The organism is Leeia oryzae DSM 17879 (assembly GCF_000376945.1).
Classification (GTDB): domain Bacteria; phylum Pseudomonadota; class Gammaproteobacteria; order Burkholderiales; family Leeiaceae; genus Leeia; species Leeia oryzae.
In genome coordinates, this window is record NZ_AQXU01000025.1 from 368,198 (window position 1) to 382,838 (window position 14,641).

Consider the following 14,641-nt stretch of genomic DNA (forward strand, 5'->3'; position numbering starts at 1 on the left):
ATAAAAAAGAAAGGTTGTTAAAAAAATGATACTTCTAACTCTTGTCAGATCCTGATCAATGGTCTTCTACAGCAAGGCTGAGATAAACAATGGTCAACATCATGAACACAAACGCCTGCAGGGTAACCACCAGAATGTGGAAGATTGCCCATGGGCCACCCAGAATCCATTGCGCACTCATTGGCAGCATGGCAATCAGGATGAAAATCAGTTCGCCAGCGTACATGTTACCGAACAACCGCAACGCCAGAGAAATTGGTTTTGCCACCAGTTCGATCAACTGGAATGCAAAGTTAATAGGTGCCAGCACAATGGTCATGGCAGTACCGGACGCATGGAAAGGCGCAGTGAACAACTCCTTCACATAACCGCCCACACCCTTGGCTGCAATCGAGAAGCCAACGATCAGGAACATCACGGAGATGGACATGGCGAAGGTCTGGTTCACGTCAGCGGTTGGTACAACGCGCAGGTAGTGAATGCCAAACAGGTGTTTAGCCAGCCATGGCAGCAGGTCAACCGGCAAGAAGTCCATGGCGTTCATCAGGAACACCCAACAGAAAATCGTCAGGGACAGAGGCGCAATGACTTTGCTCTTGCCGTGGAATGCATCCTTGATCTGCGTATCCACCATTTCAACAATGATTTCGATCAGACACTGCAGACGACCTGGCTTGTCCACACTGGCGCGACGAGCCACCAAGCTGAAAATGCCGATGAACAGAAGACCCAATACCAAAGCAATCCAGAAGGTATCGAGGTGAAAACCGGTATGGTTAACCTCATCTGACGTCAGGAACGTCAAGTGGTGCTTGATATACTCGGTAGCGTTTGCTGGTTCGTGTTGTACTTCAGACATAAGACTTACCCGTTATTTTTAATAGATACCAGTACCAGCCAGTAGGCTGCGGAAGCCGCTGCAAAGGCAAGAAACACCCATAGTGCAGCCACCCCTTTTAATCCCATAAATACAAGCGCAAACAAGATTGCCGTTACCAGCAACTTGAACATTTCGGCCCGGAAGTGCGCCCTCATCAGCACTTGCGGACTTGCCAGCGGCACAGCATACGCTACTTTCACGTACACCACCGCACCAACAACAGCAATTGCACCGCCAACCATGGCAGAAATTGCTGCAACCCAGCCAGAAAACATACCCGCAAGAACCGCCACCGCTAACGTGAGAGCCAGTTGCAACAAAATCACCTTACCTGCTTTGGCACTATTCACTCGCTAGACCCTTCTTGAATTTTCTGTGGGCTAAAAAACCGCTGGATTATAGCGAAAATGAGTAGTTCCCGTCAAACTTATCAGGCATTTCCCTTATTGAATTTCAATGAGTTACATGACAATGCTATGAAATATTGTAGTTTTCGTACCATTTCGCAAACCGCATCAACCCGTCCTCCAACGAGGTAGACGGCGCAAAGCCGCACAGTTGCTGCAACCGCTCGGTATCGGCATAGGTTGCCTCGACGTCGCCCGGTTGCATTGACAAAAATTCTTTGTTGGCGACTTTGCCCAGCACTTTTTCCAGCGTTTCGATGAACGTCATCAATGGCACCGGGTTGTGGTTGCCAATATTAAACACCCGATAAGGTGCAAAACTGGTTGCCGGCTGGGGGGCCAATCGGTCAAATTCGGCATCCGGTGTAGCCGGACGGTCCAACACCTGAATGATACCTTCGACAATATCATCGATGTAAGTAAAGTCTCGCCTTAATTGTCCATGATTAAAGACCGGGATGGTTTCTCCTGCCAGAATCTTTTTCGTGAAGGACCAGTAAGCCATATCAGGCCTCCCCCAGGGTCCGTAGACCGTAAAGAACCGAAGACCCGTGGTCGATATATTAAACAGATGGCTATAGGTATGAGCCATCAGTTCATTGGATTTTTTGGTGGCTGCATACAGACTGACCGGATGATCTACCGAGTCCGACTCCGAAAACGGGACTTTCTGGTTGGCGCCGTACACGCTACTGGAACTGGCATAAACGAGATGACGCACCGGGTATTGACGGCACGCCTCCAGCACATTGACAAACCCGGTCAGATTGCTGGCGACATAGGCCCGCGGGTTTTCCAGCGAGTACCGCACACCCGCCTGGGCCGCCAGGTTGATGACGGCATCAAATTTTTCTTTGGCAAACAACAGCATCAATGGTGCGGCATCGGCAATGTCCATTTTCTCGAAACGGAAATTGGCATGCGGGGTCAGACGCGCCAGACGAGCCTCTTTGAGCGCCGGATCATAATAACTATTGAGGTTATCTATACCGACAACTTCATCGCCTCTGGCCAGCAGACGCTCGGCAACATGCATGCCGATAAACCCGGCAGCACCGGTAACCAGTATTTTCATGAGTTGTGTTCCTGTTTCTGGCGGGCAAGTTCTCTTGCCTTTGCATATTTGATAAAACTGTTGAAGCAGCCGATGCTGATATGTACCAGCCCGGCGGCGCCGTCTTTCCAGCCCCCTTTGAGTACCAGCATTTTGAACGCTCTTAATAACGGGGAAAAAAGCATCTTGCTGACTGTAGGCACTTTGCCCTGAGCAACCAGTGCCGCAGCCTGTAGTGTGGTGTAACGGTTTTGCTTGTCCAGATAAACGGAGATGTCATCGGCGGAATCATGCATCAGGTCTCCAGACAGCGTTCCCACCGGTTGACGGGTGACCACATGCTCGTGCACGGTGTGGGCACTCCATTGTGCCTGACGGCGATCAAACAGACGGATGTTGTAATCCGGATAGCCTTCCCCATGCTTTAACCAACGCCCCATAAACCGGTTACAGCGCGGCATACGATAAACAGCGTAATCACTGCGTGTCAGTGCCACCTGAATGCTTGCAGCCAGGCGTGGACTGACGGATTCATCCGCATCCAGACACAGCACCCAGTCGTGCCTGGCCTGATTGACCGCGAACTGCTTTTGCGGCCCGAACCCCAACCATTCCTGAAAAATGAATCTTGCCCCAAACTGTGTGGCGATGGCTTCGGTATTGTCAGTACTACCTGAGTCGACAATGACGATTTCGTCACAAAACGCTAGCGAAGTCAGACAGGCAGACAAATGCGCGCCTGCATTTTTGGTAATCAATACTGCCGACAGCGGCTTGGGTGCATCCGGAATGCTGGCCATTGATGAAAGCCTGTGAATGGTTTTTGAGCGTGAATTCGGTTTTGCCCGAGATTATACCCCTAAGCTCCGGTACAATGCTGCACATGCCGAATATCTTACTTGTCCGCATGTCATCCATGGGGGATCTGATCCATACCCTGCCGGTGGTGACAGACATCAAAACGCACTTCCCTGACGCACAGATCGACTGGGTTGCGGAAGAGGCTTATACCGAATTGCCCCGGCTGCATCCTGGTGTTGCCCACGTATTGCCAATTGCCATCCGTCGCTGGCGCAAGCGCCTGTGGTCACCGGCAATACATGCAGAAATCCGTGCGTTTCTTGAGCGCCTCGACCAGGATCGTTACGATGCGATCATTGACCCGCAAGGTCTGCTGAAAAGTGCATGGGTATGCAAGCGGGCCCGTGGGCCATCTTGCGCATTTGACAAAACCAATATCCGTGACCGGTTTGCGCTCCCCTTTTATGACCGGACATTTGCCATCCCGAAAACCGACCATGTGATTACCAAGAACCGGAAACTGGCGGGATTGGCGCTGGGATATACCCCGGATGAGGCCATCCGCTATGGCATCCGGAATGTAGATCATCCGCTGGCGTGGCTACCCGCCGGGCCATACGCCTGCCTGTTGGTCAATACCGCCCGCGCGGCCAAGGAATGGCATGAACCGAACTGGATCCGCCTTGGTCAGGCACTGGCAGCCACAGGGTTGCAAAGCATCCTGACGTGGGGAAGCCATGCCGAGCGCGAGCGGGCCGAGCGCATTGCCAGCCAGTTGCCCGGCGCTATCGTGGCCCCCAAACTGACCTTGATGGATGCAACGGCCATGCTGTCCCGCGCGGAAGTGACCATCGGTGTGGATACCGGCTTTACCCATATATCCAATGCAGTGGAAACCCCGACCATTGCGATTTTTTGCGATAGCGACCCGAACCACGCCGGTGTGATTGGCGACCAATACGTAGCCAATCTGGGCGGCGTTCAGCAACAGCCCTCGTTCGATGAAGTCTTGCAGCATGTATTGGCAGCACTGGATAGCCGCAAGGTGACCGAGTGATGTGGCGTCGGTTTGTCTACACGGCCTGCTGGTTTCTGCTGTTACCGGTTATCCCGCTACGGCTCTGGTGGCGCGGTCGCAAAGAGCCCGGCTACAAGCGGTTTATTGCCGAGCGATTTGGCGTTTATCGTACTAGCGAGCCACAGCAGCCGGTGATCTGGCTGCATGCCGTGTCGCTTGGCGAAACCCGGGCGGCTCAACCTTTGGTGGACAAACTGCGCGAACACTATCCAGCCTATCATCTGGTGATTACCCACATGACCGCCACCGGTCGGCAAGCGGCCGAGAGTCTGTATGGCGAGTTTGCGACTATCGTTACCCTGCCCTATGATTATCCGTTTGCGATGCGCCGTTTTTTACGCCACTTTCAGCCTGCGCTGGGACTGATCATGGAAACGGAAATCTGGCCCAATATGTGTCACGCTGCCGCCGTCGCGCATGTGCCGCTGTTTCTGGTCAATGCCCGCTTGTCTGAACGCTCCGCCCTGCGTTACCGCAAATGGCACAAGCTGATTGGCCCTGCCCTGTGCCGCTTTTCTGCCATTGCCGCACAAGGACAAGCGGATGCCGAACGCTTTGCCGCGCTAGGGGCGCAGCACGTACATGTGTGTGGCAACCTGAAGTTTGACCTTACGCCCCCCGTTACCCAATTGATGCTTGGTCAGCAACTAGCAGCCTGGCTTGGCAAGCGTCCCGTATTTTTGTTTGCCAGCAGCCGCGAAGGGGAAGAACAGTTGCTGTTGACTCACTGGGTGCGCCATCGCATCGCCCGGCAAGCCTTATTGGTGATCGTCCCTCGCCACCCGCAGCGGTTTGATGAGGTCGCACTGCTGATGACGGATGCCGGTTTGAATTGGTCACGCCGAAGTTCGGCTGATCTGGCAGTACCGCTGGGCGCTGATATTAACGCGGTGCTTGGCGACAGCATGGGCGAAATGTATGCCTGGTATGCCGCCAGTCAGCTGGCACTGATCGGCGGCAGCATGTTGCCCCTGGGCGGCCAGAATCTGATTGAGGCAGCAGCAGCGGGATGCCCGACGCTCTTGGGGCCACACATGTTTAACTTTGCCGAAGCCGCACAATTGGCAGTTGCCAGTGAAGCCGCCCGCGAGGTTCTGGATATGGAAGATGCCTTGTCGACAGCCAGCGTGTTGCTGAGCGAACCCGAGCATCTTGCCAGCATGCGTGAGGCCGGGTTGACGTTTACCCGACAGCATCGGGGTGCCGCCGAACGTGTTGTACAGATACTGCCGGCGCTGCCGCCACACCTTGGCCGGATCACGCCGTGACCTCGATGACCCAAGCACTCTCGGTACTGCAACATACCTTTGGCTATCCGGCGTTTCGCGGCAAGCAGCAAGCCATTATTGAGACACTAGCCCGTGGTGACGATGCACTGGTCTTGATGCCGACCGGTGGCGGCAAATCGCTGTGTTACCAGATTCCGTCGCTGATCCGCCCTGGCTGCGGCATTGTCGTTTCCCCCTTGATTGCCTTGATGCAAGATCAGGTGGACACCTTGCGCCAACTGGGGGTGCGGGCGGCTTATCTGAACTCGACACTGGATAGCCGTGACGCATGGCTGACCGAGCAGCAATTGCTCCAAGGTGAACTGGACTTGCTATATGTTGCACCGGAACGCTTGTTGACCGAGCGATTTTTGTCACTACTTGGGCAAGTCACCCCTGCGCTGTTTGCCATTGACGAAGCCCATTGCGTCTCACAATGGGGACACGATTTCCGGCCAGAATACCGCCAGTTATCGGTACTGCATGAACGCTGGCCGAATGTGCCCCGCATTGCCCTGACTGCCACGGCTGACCGCAACACCCGTGACGACATTGCCGAGCGACTGGGGTTAAGCGATGCCGAACACTTTGTGACCAGCTTTGACCGCCCGAACATCCGCTACCGGATCATGGAGAAGCAGAAGCCGAAGGACCAGCTTTTGGCGTTCATCCGCAGCCACCCCAAGGAAGCCGGCATTGTGTACTGTGCCTCGCGCAAGCGGGTTGAAGACACGGCGGAATGGCTCAGAACGCAAGGCATTGCGGCGCTGCATTATCATGCCGGGCTGGACATCAAAACCCGTACCTTGCATCAGCAGAAATTTCTGCGTGATGATGGCATTGTGATGGTGGCCACCATCGCCTTTGGCATGGGTATCGACAAACCGGATGTCCGTTTTGTCGCCCATCTGGACCTGCCCAAGAGTATCGAGGGTTACTATCAGGAAACCGGCCGGGCCGGTAGGGATGGAGAACCCTCGGAAGCCCTGCTGCTGTATGGCATGCAGGACGTGATGCTGCAGCGGGAAATCATGGCCAATAGCGATCTGCCGGAAGCCCAGCGTCAGCTGGAACGGCAGAAACTGGACGCGATGCTAGGCCTGTGCGAAAGCACCACCTGCCGGCGCCAGCATCTACTGGGCTACTTTGGCGAAAACAGCCAGCCTTGCGGCAACTGCGATAACTGCCTGACTCCACCGGAAACCTGGGATGCGACAGAAGCGGCGCAAAAAGCGCTGTCGTGCATCTACCGCAGCGGACAGCGGTTCGGGGCTGGGCATGTCACGGATATTTTGCTGGGCAAATCGACAGAAAAAGTGGCGCAGCATCAGCACGAAAAACTGAGTACGTTTGGCATTGGTCAGGACTTGCCCGAGGCCAGCTGGCGGGCGGTTTTTCGCCAGTTGCTGGCCGGCGGCTGGATTGACAGCGACCCGGCACAGTACGGTGCGCTGCATCTGACCGAGCGGGCAAAACCCTTGCTAAAAGGTGACGTGCGCCTGACGCTCCGCAAGGCCAGTGCCAAAGCCAAAAAAGCGGCCAGCGACAGTGGCTTCCGTTTCCGCGATGAGGCAGAAGCCATGCTGTGGGATGCACTACGCAGACGGCGCAAGCAATTGGCCGAAGCACAAGGCATCCCGCCTTACATGATTTTCGGGGACACTACCCTGCGGCATATGCTCGACCGCCGGCCAGAAACGCTGGAGGACATGCGCAATCTGTTCGGGGTGGGTGACAGCAAGCTCGCGCGTTACGGGCAAGCCTTCATTGACGAGATTGAGCAGCATCACGCGCAATATGGCAGGCCGGTGGCGATGAAACCGGTCATCAACGAGTCTTCGGAGCTTAGCATTGCCGAAGTCAAAAGCGGACGTTCGGCTGTAGCGGTAGCCAACAGCCGCGGACTGTCTGCCGAGACCGTGTACAACCATTTATGTGCCGGGATTGCGGCAGGCATGATTGATGTCAGTACGGCAACCCAACTGGACCCGGAAACCTTGAACCGCATTGAAACCGTCCTGGTTTCAGCTGACGAAGACATGCGTCTGAAACCAGCGTTTGATGCCCTGGACGGTGAATTCAGTTATGGCTTGCTGCGTTGCGTAAAAACCGGCATGTTGCAGAAATAAGATAATTGCCTCACGACAGGCACTGCATTTGATTTTGTATCGGTTGCCTTGGTTGGTTTTAGCGTTATGATGAAAGATGTAACCCTTTACTTACCGATTCATCAAAGCCGCGCTCATGTCCATTGCCTCGCCCCTGCGGGCCCTCTTCTTTTTGCTTGCTTGTTGGCTGGCCTGCCAGCCACTGGTGTCAATGAGTGCGCCCCGCGTCCTGAAGATTGCCTTTAGCGACAGCAAGCTCCCGTACAGCAGTAGCAGTTGCCGGTGCGGCGTAGAATATGATCTGTTAAAGCAGATGATTCAGGACATGGGCTACAAACTGGAGCCGGTATTCGTCCCCAACAAGCGTACCCTGTTGCTGCTGGAGAGTGGCGCTGTGGACGGGATTTCGAATGTCAAAAAAGGCGGCGCCACCCTACCGGGGTATACCTCCAAAGCGTATATCCGCTACCAGAATGTCGCCATTACGCTGGCCAGTAGCAAACTGCTGATTGGCAGCCTGGCTGACCTCGGACAACACCGGGTCGCCGCCTTCCAGAATGCGCATATCAATCTGGGGGACGCCTTTGCCCGCAGCGTGGCTAGCAACCCCAATTATCAGGAGGTCTCGCCCCAGATCCTGCAAAACCACCTTCTGTATGGACACCATACCGATGTGGTGATTTCGGACCTGTACATTTTCAGGGCATCCAACCCCATTGCCAGCAAACAGGTGGATGTGACCCAGCCCCTGGCGATTTATTACCTCTTTCCCAGCACCAATTACTCTGTCCAGTTCAAGGATCAGGCCATCCGGGACCAGTTTGACGCACAGCTTGAGCGAGTGCGCTATCTGCCTTTGTATGAATCGCTGACACGGAAATATCTGGTGCCGCTTGGTTATCAGGGCCCGCCCGGACTCATGCCGGAATGGCTGGCACCACCGGTGTTGCCAGCGACGCCTGCCACACCGAAAAAAACCCGTTAGCCGCCATCACTGCACTGTTCATATTGGCAGTAAGGTGATTAGTCACTTGCCTGCCAGCTGCACAAAAAATTCCTGTTTTTTTCTCAAAAACCTTCTACAGTGAAATTAGTAGCAACGAGATCATCAAGCAATGCTTTTCAAAGGGTGGTAGAGCGGGTTGCCCTCCCTGCTTGTAGCTCTACCACTTCTTTTTAGTGGTACATGGCGACTTGATGTGACCCTGCTACTCACTGACCTTGTGCCCCAAGGTAAAAAGCCCCGTCCAGACAGAACGGGGCTTTTCTTTTTTACTACGGCAAGACCCAGGTTAGAGTGCGCCTTTGTCCTGCAAGGCCTGGAGCAGAGCGGCAATCACGTCGTCCTGGCCGATGCTCAAGTCCAGCTGTATGCCATTGGCGACGGGCTCATCCAGCGATACCAGCACGCCTTGGCCTTTCAGGCTGGCGACCAGTGCCGTATGTTCCAGCATGGCCCCTTCTGCCGCGACCACAACCACGACCAGCCCGGCATCCAGCATCAGGGCAGCAATGCCGGCTTGCTGGTTCAAGGCCTGTGCATAATCGCCACTGGCACCCAGCGCATTGGCAATCTGGCTGCTTTCCAGCAGATAGGTGTGCATGCCGATAGACAGCAGTTTTTTCTCGACCGCCACACCCAGCGCATGGCGCGCATCCGTATCACCGCCGGCCAGCCACAAGGTGACCGGTTTTTGACCCAGATGTGCAGCACGGGTATTTTGATCTGCCGGACCATCCGTGCCCAGTTTTTGCTCGCCTTGCAGGCCGCGGTTGATCAGACCCGCTGCCACCGTGGTATTGCTCAGACGGTCAATCAGGATAAAGCCGCCGGTATCACGGTTATCCGCGTAAGGGTCGAACGCAATGCTGCGGTCCAAGGTCAGTGAACAGACACCGATGGCATTCAGCTCCAGCGTTGCCGGCGTAGAGCGCTCCAGCGTGTTGACATTGACCTGGTAATCAATGGCATTGATGGTTGCGGTGGCTGTGCGTGCACCGATTTTCAGCAAATACGGACGGCCCGGTTGCATGGCTGTTTCATGCATCCACACAATCGTTGCTTCAAATGCACTGTCAATGACCGGGGCCGTATCCACCGCGGCAATGACATCGCCGCGGGAAATATCGATTTCATCGGCCAGCGTCAGGGTAATGGACTGACCGGCAATGGCTTGCGGCAAATCGCCATCAAAACTGACGATGCGGGCAACCGTACTTTCCTTGCCGGATGGCAGGGCGCGAATACGATCCCCTTGCTTGATGACGCCACTGGCCACAGTACCGGTAAAGCCGCGGAAATCCAGGTTCGGGCGGTTGACCCATTGTACCGGCAAGCGGAAAGCCGATTTCTGCATGCGGGCTTCGTCGATTTCAACCGTTTCCAGATATTCCATCAGCGTTGGACCGGTGTACCAGGAAAGTGCATCGCTCTTGTCGACGATGTTGTCGCCTTTCAGCGCAGACATCGGAATCGGTGTGACATCCTGCAGGCCGATCTGGGCGGCAAATTCGCGGTATTCGGCCACGATGCGATCGTAGACTTCCTGCGAATAGTCCATCAGGTCCATCTTGTTGATGGCCAACACCACATGGCGAATGCCGATCAACGACACCAGATAGCTGTGACGACGGCTCTGGGTCAGCACGCCACGGCGGGCATCGATCAGGATGACAGCCACATCGGCAGTAGACGCACCAGTTACCATGTTGCGGGTGTACTGCTCGTGCCCCGGGGTATCTGCCACGATAAACTTGCGGCGATCGGTCGAGAAAAAGCGATAGGCCACGTCAATGGTAATGCCCTGTTCGCGTTCGGCCGCCAGACCATCGACCAGCAAGGCGAAGTCGATGTCACCGCCTTGCGTACCCCATTTTTTGGAGTCTGCCTCGATGGCAGCCAGCTGGTCTTCAAACAGCATTTTGGATTCGTACAGCAAGCGGCCGATCAGGGTACTTTTGCCGTCATCCACGCTGCCGCAGGTAATGAAGCGCAGCAGGCTCTTGTGTTCGTGACTCTTCAGATATTGCTCGATATCGGTGGCAATCAGATCAGATACGTGTGCCATCAGAAATAACCTTCCTGCTTTTTCTTTTCCATGGAGGCGGCTGAATCGTGGTCGATCATGCGGCCCTGGCGTTCAGACGTTTTGGTCAGCAACATTTCCTGAATGATGGCTGGCAAGGTATCTGCAGTTGATTCGACCGCACCGGTCAGCGGGTAGCAACCCAGCGTGCGGAAACGGATGTGTTTCATCATGGGGACTTCGCCCGGCTGCAATGGCATACGCTCGTCGTCTACCATGATCAGGGTGCCGTTGCGTTCAACCACAGGGCGTTCTGCCGCGAAGTACAGCGGTACGATCGGAATATTTTCCAGATAGATGTACTGCCAGATATCCAGCTCGGTCCAGTTGGACAACGGGAACACGCGGATCGACTCGCCTTTAAGTTTGCGGGTGTTATACAGGTGCCACAATTCTGGACGCTGGTTCTTTGGGTCCCAGCGGTGCTGCGCAGTACGGAACGAGAAAATCCGTTCTTTGGCACGGGATTTTTCTTCATCGCGGCGAGCACCACCAAACGCAGCGTCGAACCCATACTTGTCCAGCGCCTGTTTCAGGCCATTGGTTTTCCACATGTCGGTATGCACTTGCGAACCGTGTTCGAACGGGTTGATGCCCAGGGCCTCGGCTTCCGGGTTCTGGTACACCAGCAGATCCATCCCCAGTTCTTTGGCCATGCGGTCACGCATTTCGTACATGGCCTTGAACTTCCAGGTCGTATCGACATGCAGCAGCGGAAACGGTGGCACGGCAGGGAAAAATGCCTTGCGTGCCAGATGCAACATCACCGCGCTGTCTTTGCCGATGGAATAGAGCATGACGGGGTTGTCGCACTCGGCGACCACTTCACGCATGATGTGGATACTTTCAGCCTCAAGCCGCTGGAGGTGGGTCAGTGTCATTGAATTCGCCACTTGCAAGATACAATAAAAGTGAAATTATAACGTAAAACCACCCATTCCATCGATCAAGATGGCATGAGCTAATAACTGTTTGTTATATAAATCTATGTATGCGGGCAGCCCTGTTGCCAGGACCAGAGACGGCCGCAGGCGGCGCAAACGCCACCCGCAGCTCACGAGACGCGTGATTAATCAAACAGGGATTTGACCTGACCAAGCAAACCGCCGGCTGCGTCTGGCAAATTGCCGCCGGGTGTCAGTTTATCAATCACCCCTGGCAGCAGATTGGCCAGCTGACCGCTGGCTTCTTCCGGTGAAATGCCCAGCTGGTTCGCGATATCCGCCAGCTTGCCCTGACCGATCACTTGCTGGATCTGCTCTGCCGAAATGGGCAGGTTATCCCCCGTGCTCACCCAGGACGATACAATCTCCGACAAACCGCCTTCCTGAAAACGGCTCACCAGCCCGCCAATACCGCCTTGCTGCTCAATCAGGTCACTTACGGCAGCCAATGGACCAGAACCCTCGCCATTTAGCAATGTACCTAGCTGATCAAATAATCCCATGAGACTCTCCTGTAAACCCTGCTGCGTTTATCAACCAATACCCGATACCACCCTGCGACAGCTCATGATAAGTACCCTACATTACAGACAGGTAAAAAAACAAGTGTCCAAACACGAGCGGGCAATTGTTAAAAAGTTTGTCTAAAGCATTTGCCTAGAATGTCGCTATAAAACTACTATACTGGGATTATGCGCAAAGACCCCCAGTTCCCATGATCAAAAAAATTAATGTTGACCAGCTAAAACCGGGCATGTTCCTGCACGACCTGATTTGTGACTGGATGTCACATCCTTTTGCCCGGAACCAGTTTGTCATCAAAAGTGATGCCGACATACAGAAGATTCGGGATGCAGGCATTCACGAAATGTATATCGACACAGACAAGGGACTGGATGTTGCCGATGCGCTGACCAAGGAAGAAGCCGACGCCCAGATTCATGAAGAAATGCTCCAGATGGCGCAGGAGCAGCCGCAGATCATCCGTGTGTCTGTCGCAGAAGAAATGGAAAAGGCGCGCAAGATTCACGCGCAAGCCTCCAAGATTGTGCGGGAAGTGATGCGGGATGTCCGGCTGGGGCACGCCATCAATGTCACGAACGTGGTGCCGCTGGTCGAGGAAATCACCAGTTCGATCATGCGCAACAGTGGCGCACTGGTCTCGCTGCTGCGAATCAAGAACAAAGACGATTACACCTTTTTGCACTCTGTCAGCGTGTGTACGCTGATGGTGACTTTTTGCAACTCGCTGAACATGGATGCCAACCTGATCCGCGAAGCCGGTGCTGGTGGCTTGCTGCACGATACCGGCAAGATGAAGGTGCCGGACCATATCCTGAACAAGCCGGGCCGACTGACGGATGAGGAGTTTGACATCATCAAGAAGCACCCGGAAGACGGGCATGCCTTGTTGCTGGAAACTCCAGGGGTAGGCGAGATTCCGCTGGACATTACCCGGCATCATCACGAGCGCATGGATGGCAGCGGCTACCCGGACAAACTGCCGGGCGACCAGATTACAACCTTGTCGCAAATGGCGGCCATTGTAGACGTGTACGATGCGATTACCGCCAACCGCTGTTATCACAAAGGCATCCCGCCCACCGAGGCCTTGAAGAAAATGTGGGAGTGGAGCAAGTTCCACTTTAACCCCAAGCTGATGCAGGCGTTCATGCGTACGGTGGGCATTTATCCGGTGGGTACGCTGGTTCGGCTGGAAAGCGGCCGGATCGGGGTAGTGACGGAGCAAAGCGACACCAACATGCTGACGCCAAAGCTCAAAGTGATGTTCAGTACCAAATCAAACACCTTCATTCCGGTACAGGAAGTCGACCTGTCCAAGCCGCTTGGGTTTGGCGGTGGCGACAAGATTGTCAGCCATGAAGATCCGGTCAAATGGAACATCGATCCGATGCGCTATATCGTCTAGAGACCGGGTAAGGTCATGTAGCACCTCCCTGGCCTGGATTGTTCCATTTACAGAACAATCAATCCAGCGGCGCCCCCTTACTCCCCGGGTCAGAACTTGGTAGTCTGTGTACATCGCATGGTTAGCCGTAGTGCTAGCCACTGGCCCAAGATGGCCAGGACTTAACCCGCCGGAGACCCACATGAACACGACCGTTGAACAAACACTTTTGTCGTTGCCTGAAAGCGGCACCAGCCGCGGTGTCGAACGTCTTGTCCGCGGCATGCCCACCTCGGATGGTGCCGGCGTGCGCTTGCTGCGGGTGCTGACGCAAGACTTGCAGCGACGTCTGGACCCTTTCCTGATGCTGGACGAATTCCGTTCAGACAACCCAAACGACTATATCGCCGGGTTTCCGGACCATCCGCATCGCGGCTTTGAAACCGTTACCTACCTGATTGCCGGCTGCATGCAGCATCGGGATAACCATGGGGGTGCGGGTTTGCTGGAAACTGGCGGCGTACAGTGGATGGTCGCTGGCAAGGGGATTATCCATTCCGAGATGCCGCAACAGAAAGAAGGCCGGATGCAAGGCTTTCAGCTGTGGCTGAACCTGCCAGCCAAAGACAAGATGACCACACCGGGTTATCAGGATATCCCGTATGAGTCGCTGACGCATTTCCGGACTCAGACGGGCGTCAGTGGGGCGCTGATTGCCGGCCGGATCGGCGTACTGGTGGGGCCGGTTGAAAAGCCGCACACCGAGCCGTTACTGGTCGACCTGACACTACCAGCGGGTAGCCGCATTCACCTGCCAATTCCGGCAGGTCACAATGCCTTTGCTTATGTGTTTGACGGGGAAGCGATGATCGGCGACCAGCCGGTAGCCATGCAGACGATGGCACTACTGGATAACCAAGCCGCAGACGGGGTGACACTAGCCAATACCAAGGAGACGCCGGTGCGTATCTATCTGGTGGCGGGGCATCCGCTCAATGAACCGATTGCCCAATATGGTCCGTTTGTGATGAACACGCGTGCCGAACTGGAGCAAGCCTTTATGGACTACCAGTCCGGCAAATTCTAAACCGGCTGCAACACGGGAG

At 55.0% G+C, this 14,641-nt stretch carries 13 protein-coding genes; 6 read left to right on the forward strand and 7 right to left on the reverse strand.

From position 1 onward, the window contains the following. Positions 1-55: 55 nt before the first annotated feature. From atpB to F552_RS0115215, 4 genes are all read right to left on the reverse strand, one after another. Entirely contained in the window at positions 56-859 is an 804-nt protein-coding gene (gene atpB, locus F552_RS0115200) for a F0F1 ATP synthase subunit A (RefSeq protein WP_018152619.1), read from the reverse strand. Between the two features lie 5 nt (positions 860-864). Continuing rightward, positions 865-1,230 carry an ATP synthase subunit I gene (locus tag F552_RS0115205; protein ID WP_018152620.1) on the reverse strand — a complete coding sequence of 122 codons (366 nt, stop codon included), beginning with the start codon at positions 1,228-1,230 and terminating at the stop codon, positions 865-867. Between the two features lie 124 nt (positions 1,231-1,354). Beyond that, on the reverse strand, positions 1,355-2,362 hold the full coding sequence (locus tag F552_RS0115210; protein WP_018152621.1) for an NAD-dependent epimerase: 1,008 nt from the start codon (positions 2,360-2,362) through the stop codon (positions 1,355-1,357). Beyond that, entirely contained in the window at positions 2,359-3,141 is a 783-nt protein-coding gene (locus F552_RS0115215; RefSeq protein WP_018152622.1) for a glycosyltransferase family 2 protein, read from the reverse strand. The genes F552_RS0115210 and F552_RS0115215 overlap by 4 nt, the downstream gene beginning before the upstream one ends. An 83-nt stretch (positions 3,142-3,224) precedes the next feature. Here F552_RS0115215 and waaC point away from each other — a divergent pair, with 83 nt between their 5' ends. The 4 genes from waaC to F552_RS0115235 all read left to right on the forward strand — a co-directional run bounded on the left by waaC (position 3,225) and on the right by F552_RS0115235 (position 8,581). Beyond that, a complete protein-coding gene (gene waaC, locus F552_RS0115220) occupies positions 3,225-4,199 on the forward strand; it encodes a lipopolysaccharide heptosyltransferase I (protein ID WP_033375827.1) in 975 nt (324 codons plus the stop codon). After that, entirely contained in the window at positions 4,199-5,488 is a 1,290-nt protein-coding gene (waaA, locus tag F552_RS0115225) for a lipid IV(A) 3-deoxy-D-manno-octulosonic acid transferase (protein WP_018152624.1), read from the forward strand. The genes waaC and waaA overlap by 1 nt, the downstream gene beginning before the upstream one ends. A gap of 5 nt (positions 5,489-5,493) precedes the next feature. After that, positions 5,494-7,617 (forward strand): DNA helicase RecQ, encoded by a 2,124-nt coding sequence (gene recQ, locus F552_RS0115230; RefSeq protein WP_026182790.1) that lies wholly within the window; start codon positions 5,494-5,496, stop codon positions 7,615-7,617. 190 nt (positions 7,618-7,807) lie between these two features. Further along, positions 7,808-8,581: a transporter substrate-binding domain-containing protein gene (locus tag F552_RS0115235; RefSeq protein WP_156802346.1), complete on the forward strand. Its 774-nt coding sequence runs from the start codon at positions 7,808-7,810 to the stop codon at positions 8,579-8,581. A 307-nt stretch (positions 8,582-8,888) separates the two neighbouring features. On the opposite strand, the gene cysN is transcribed toward F552_RS0115235, so the two are convergent. The 3 genes from cysN to F552_RS0115250 form a co-directional block, all read right to left on the reverse strand. Next, positions 8,889-10,664: a sulfate adenylyltransferase subunit CysN gene (gene cysN, locus F552_RS0115240; protein ID WP_018152627.1), complete on the reverse strand. Its 1,776-nt coding sequence runs from the start codon at positions 10,662-10,664 to the stop codon at positions 8,889-8,891. Further along, positions 10,664-11,563, reverse strand: a complete 900-nt coding sequence (gene cysD, locus F552_RS0115245; RefSeq protein ID WP_018152628.1) for a sulfate adenylyltransferase subunit CysD — start codon at positions 11,561-11,563, stop codon at positions 10,664-10,666. The genes cysN and cysD overlap by 1 nt, the downstream gene beginning before the upstream one ends. Positions 11,564-11,751: 188 nt before the next feature. Further along, positions 11,752-12,129: a YidB family protein gene (locus F552_RS0115250; protein WP_018152629.1), complete on the reverse strand. Its 378-nt coding sequence runs from the start codon at positions 12,127-12,129 to the stop codon at positions 11,752-11,754. Positions 12,130-12,341: 212 nt separating this feature from the next. Here F552_RS0115250 and F552_RS0115255 point away from each other — a divergent pair, with 212 nt between their 5' ends. Further along, positions 12,342-13,556, forward strand: coding sequence for an HD-GYP domain-containing protein (locus F552_RS0115255; RefSeq protein WP_018152630.1), 1,215 nt, complete (start codon positions 12,342-12,344; stop codon positions 13,554-13,556). Between the two features lie 181 nt (positions 13,557-13,737). Further along, complete coding sequence (locus tag F552_RS0115260) at positions 13,738-14,622, forward strand: pirin family protein (protein ID WP_018152631.1); 885 nt, start codon at positions 13,738-13,740, stop codon at positions 14,620-14,622. Positions 14,623-14,641 lie beyond the last annotated feature (19 nt).

Coding starts and splice junctions, on each gene's coding strand:
- atpB (WP_018152619.1), bottom strand. CDS start 859: ATGTCTGAAGTACAACACGAACCAGCAAACGCTACCGAGTATATCAAG.
- F552_RS0115210 (WP_018152621.1), bottom strand. CDS start 2,362: ATGAAAATACTGGTTACCGGTGCTGCCGGGTTTATCGGCATGCATGTT.
- F552_RS0115215 (WP_018152622.1), bottom strand. CDS start 3,141: ATGGCCAGCATTCCGGATGCACCCAAGCCGCTGTCGGCAGTATTGATT.
- waaC (WP_033375827.1), top strand. CDS start 3,225: ATGCCGAATATCTTACTTGTCCGCATGTCATCCATGGGGGATCTGATC.
- waaA (WP_018152624.1), top strand. CDS start 4,199: ATGTGGCGTCGGTTTGTCTACACGGCCTGCTGGTTTCTGCTGTTACCG.
- recQ (WP_026182790.1), top strand. CDS start 5,494: ATGACCCAAGCACTCTCGGTACTGCAACATACCTTTGGCTATCCGGCG.
- F552_RS0115235 (WP_156802346.1), top strand. CDS start 7,808: ATGAGTGCGCCCCGCGTCCTGAAGATTGCCTTTAGCGACAGCAAGCTC.
- cysN (WP_018152627.1), bottom strand. CDS start 10,664: ATGGCACACGTATCTGATCTGATTGCCACCGATATCGAGCAATATCTG.
- cysD (WP_018152628.1), bottom strand. CDS start 11,563: ATGACACTGACCCACCTCCAGCGGCTTGAGGCTGAAAGTATCCACATC.
- F552_RS0115250 (WP_018152629.1), bottom strand. CDS start 12,129: ATGGGATTATTTGATCAGCTAGGTACATTGCTAAATGGCGAGGGTTCT.
- F552_RS0115255 (WP_018152630.1), top strand. CDS start 12,342: ATGATCAAAAAAATTAATGTTGACCAGCTAAAACCGGGCATGTTCCTG.
- F552_RS0115260 (WP_018152631.1), top strand. CDS start 13,738: ATGAACACGACCGTTGAACAAACACTTTTGTCGTTGCCTGAAAGCGGC.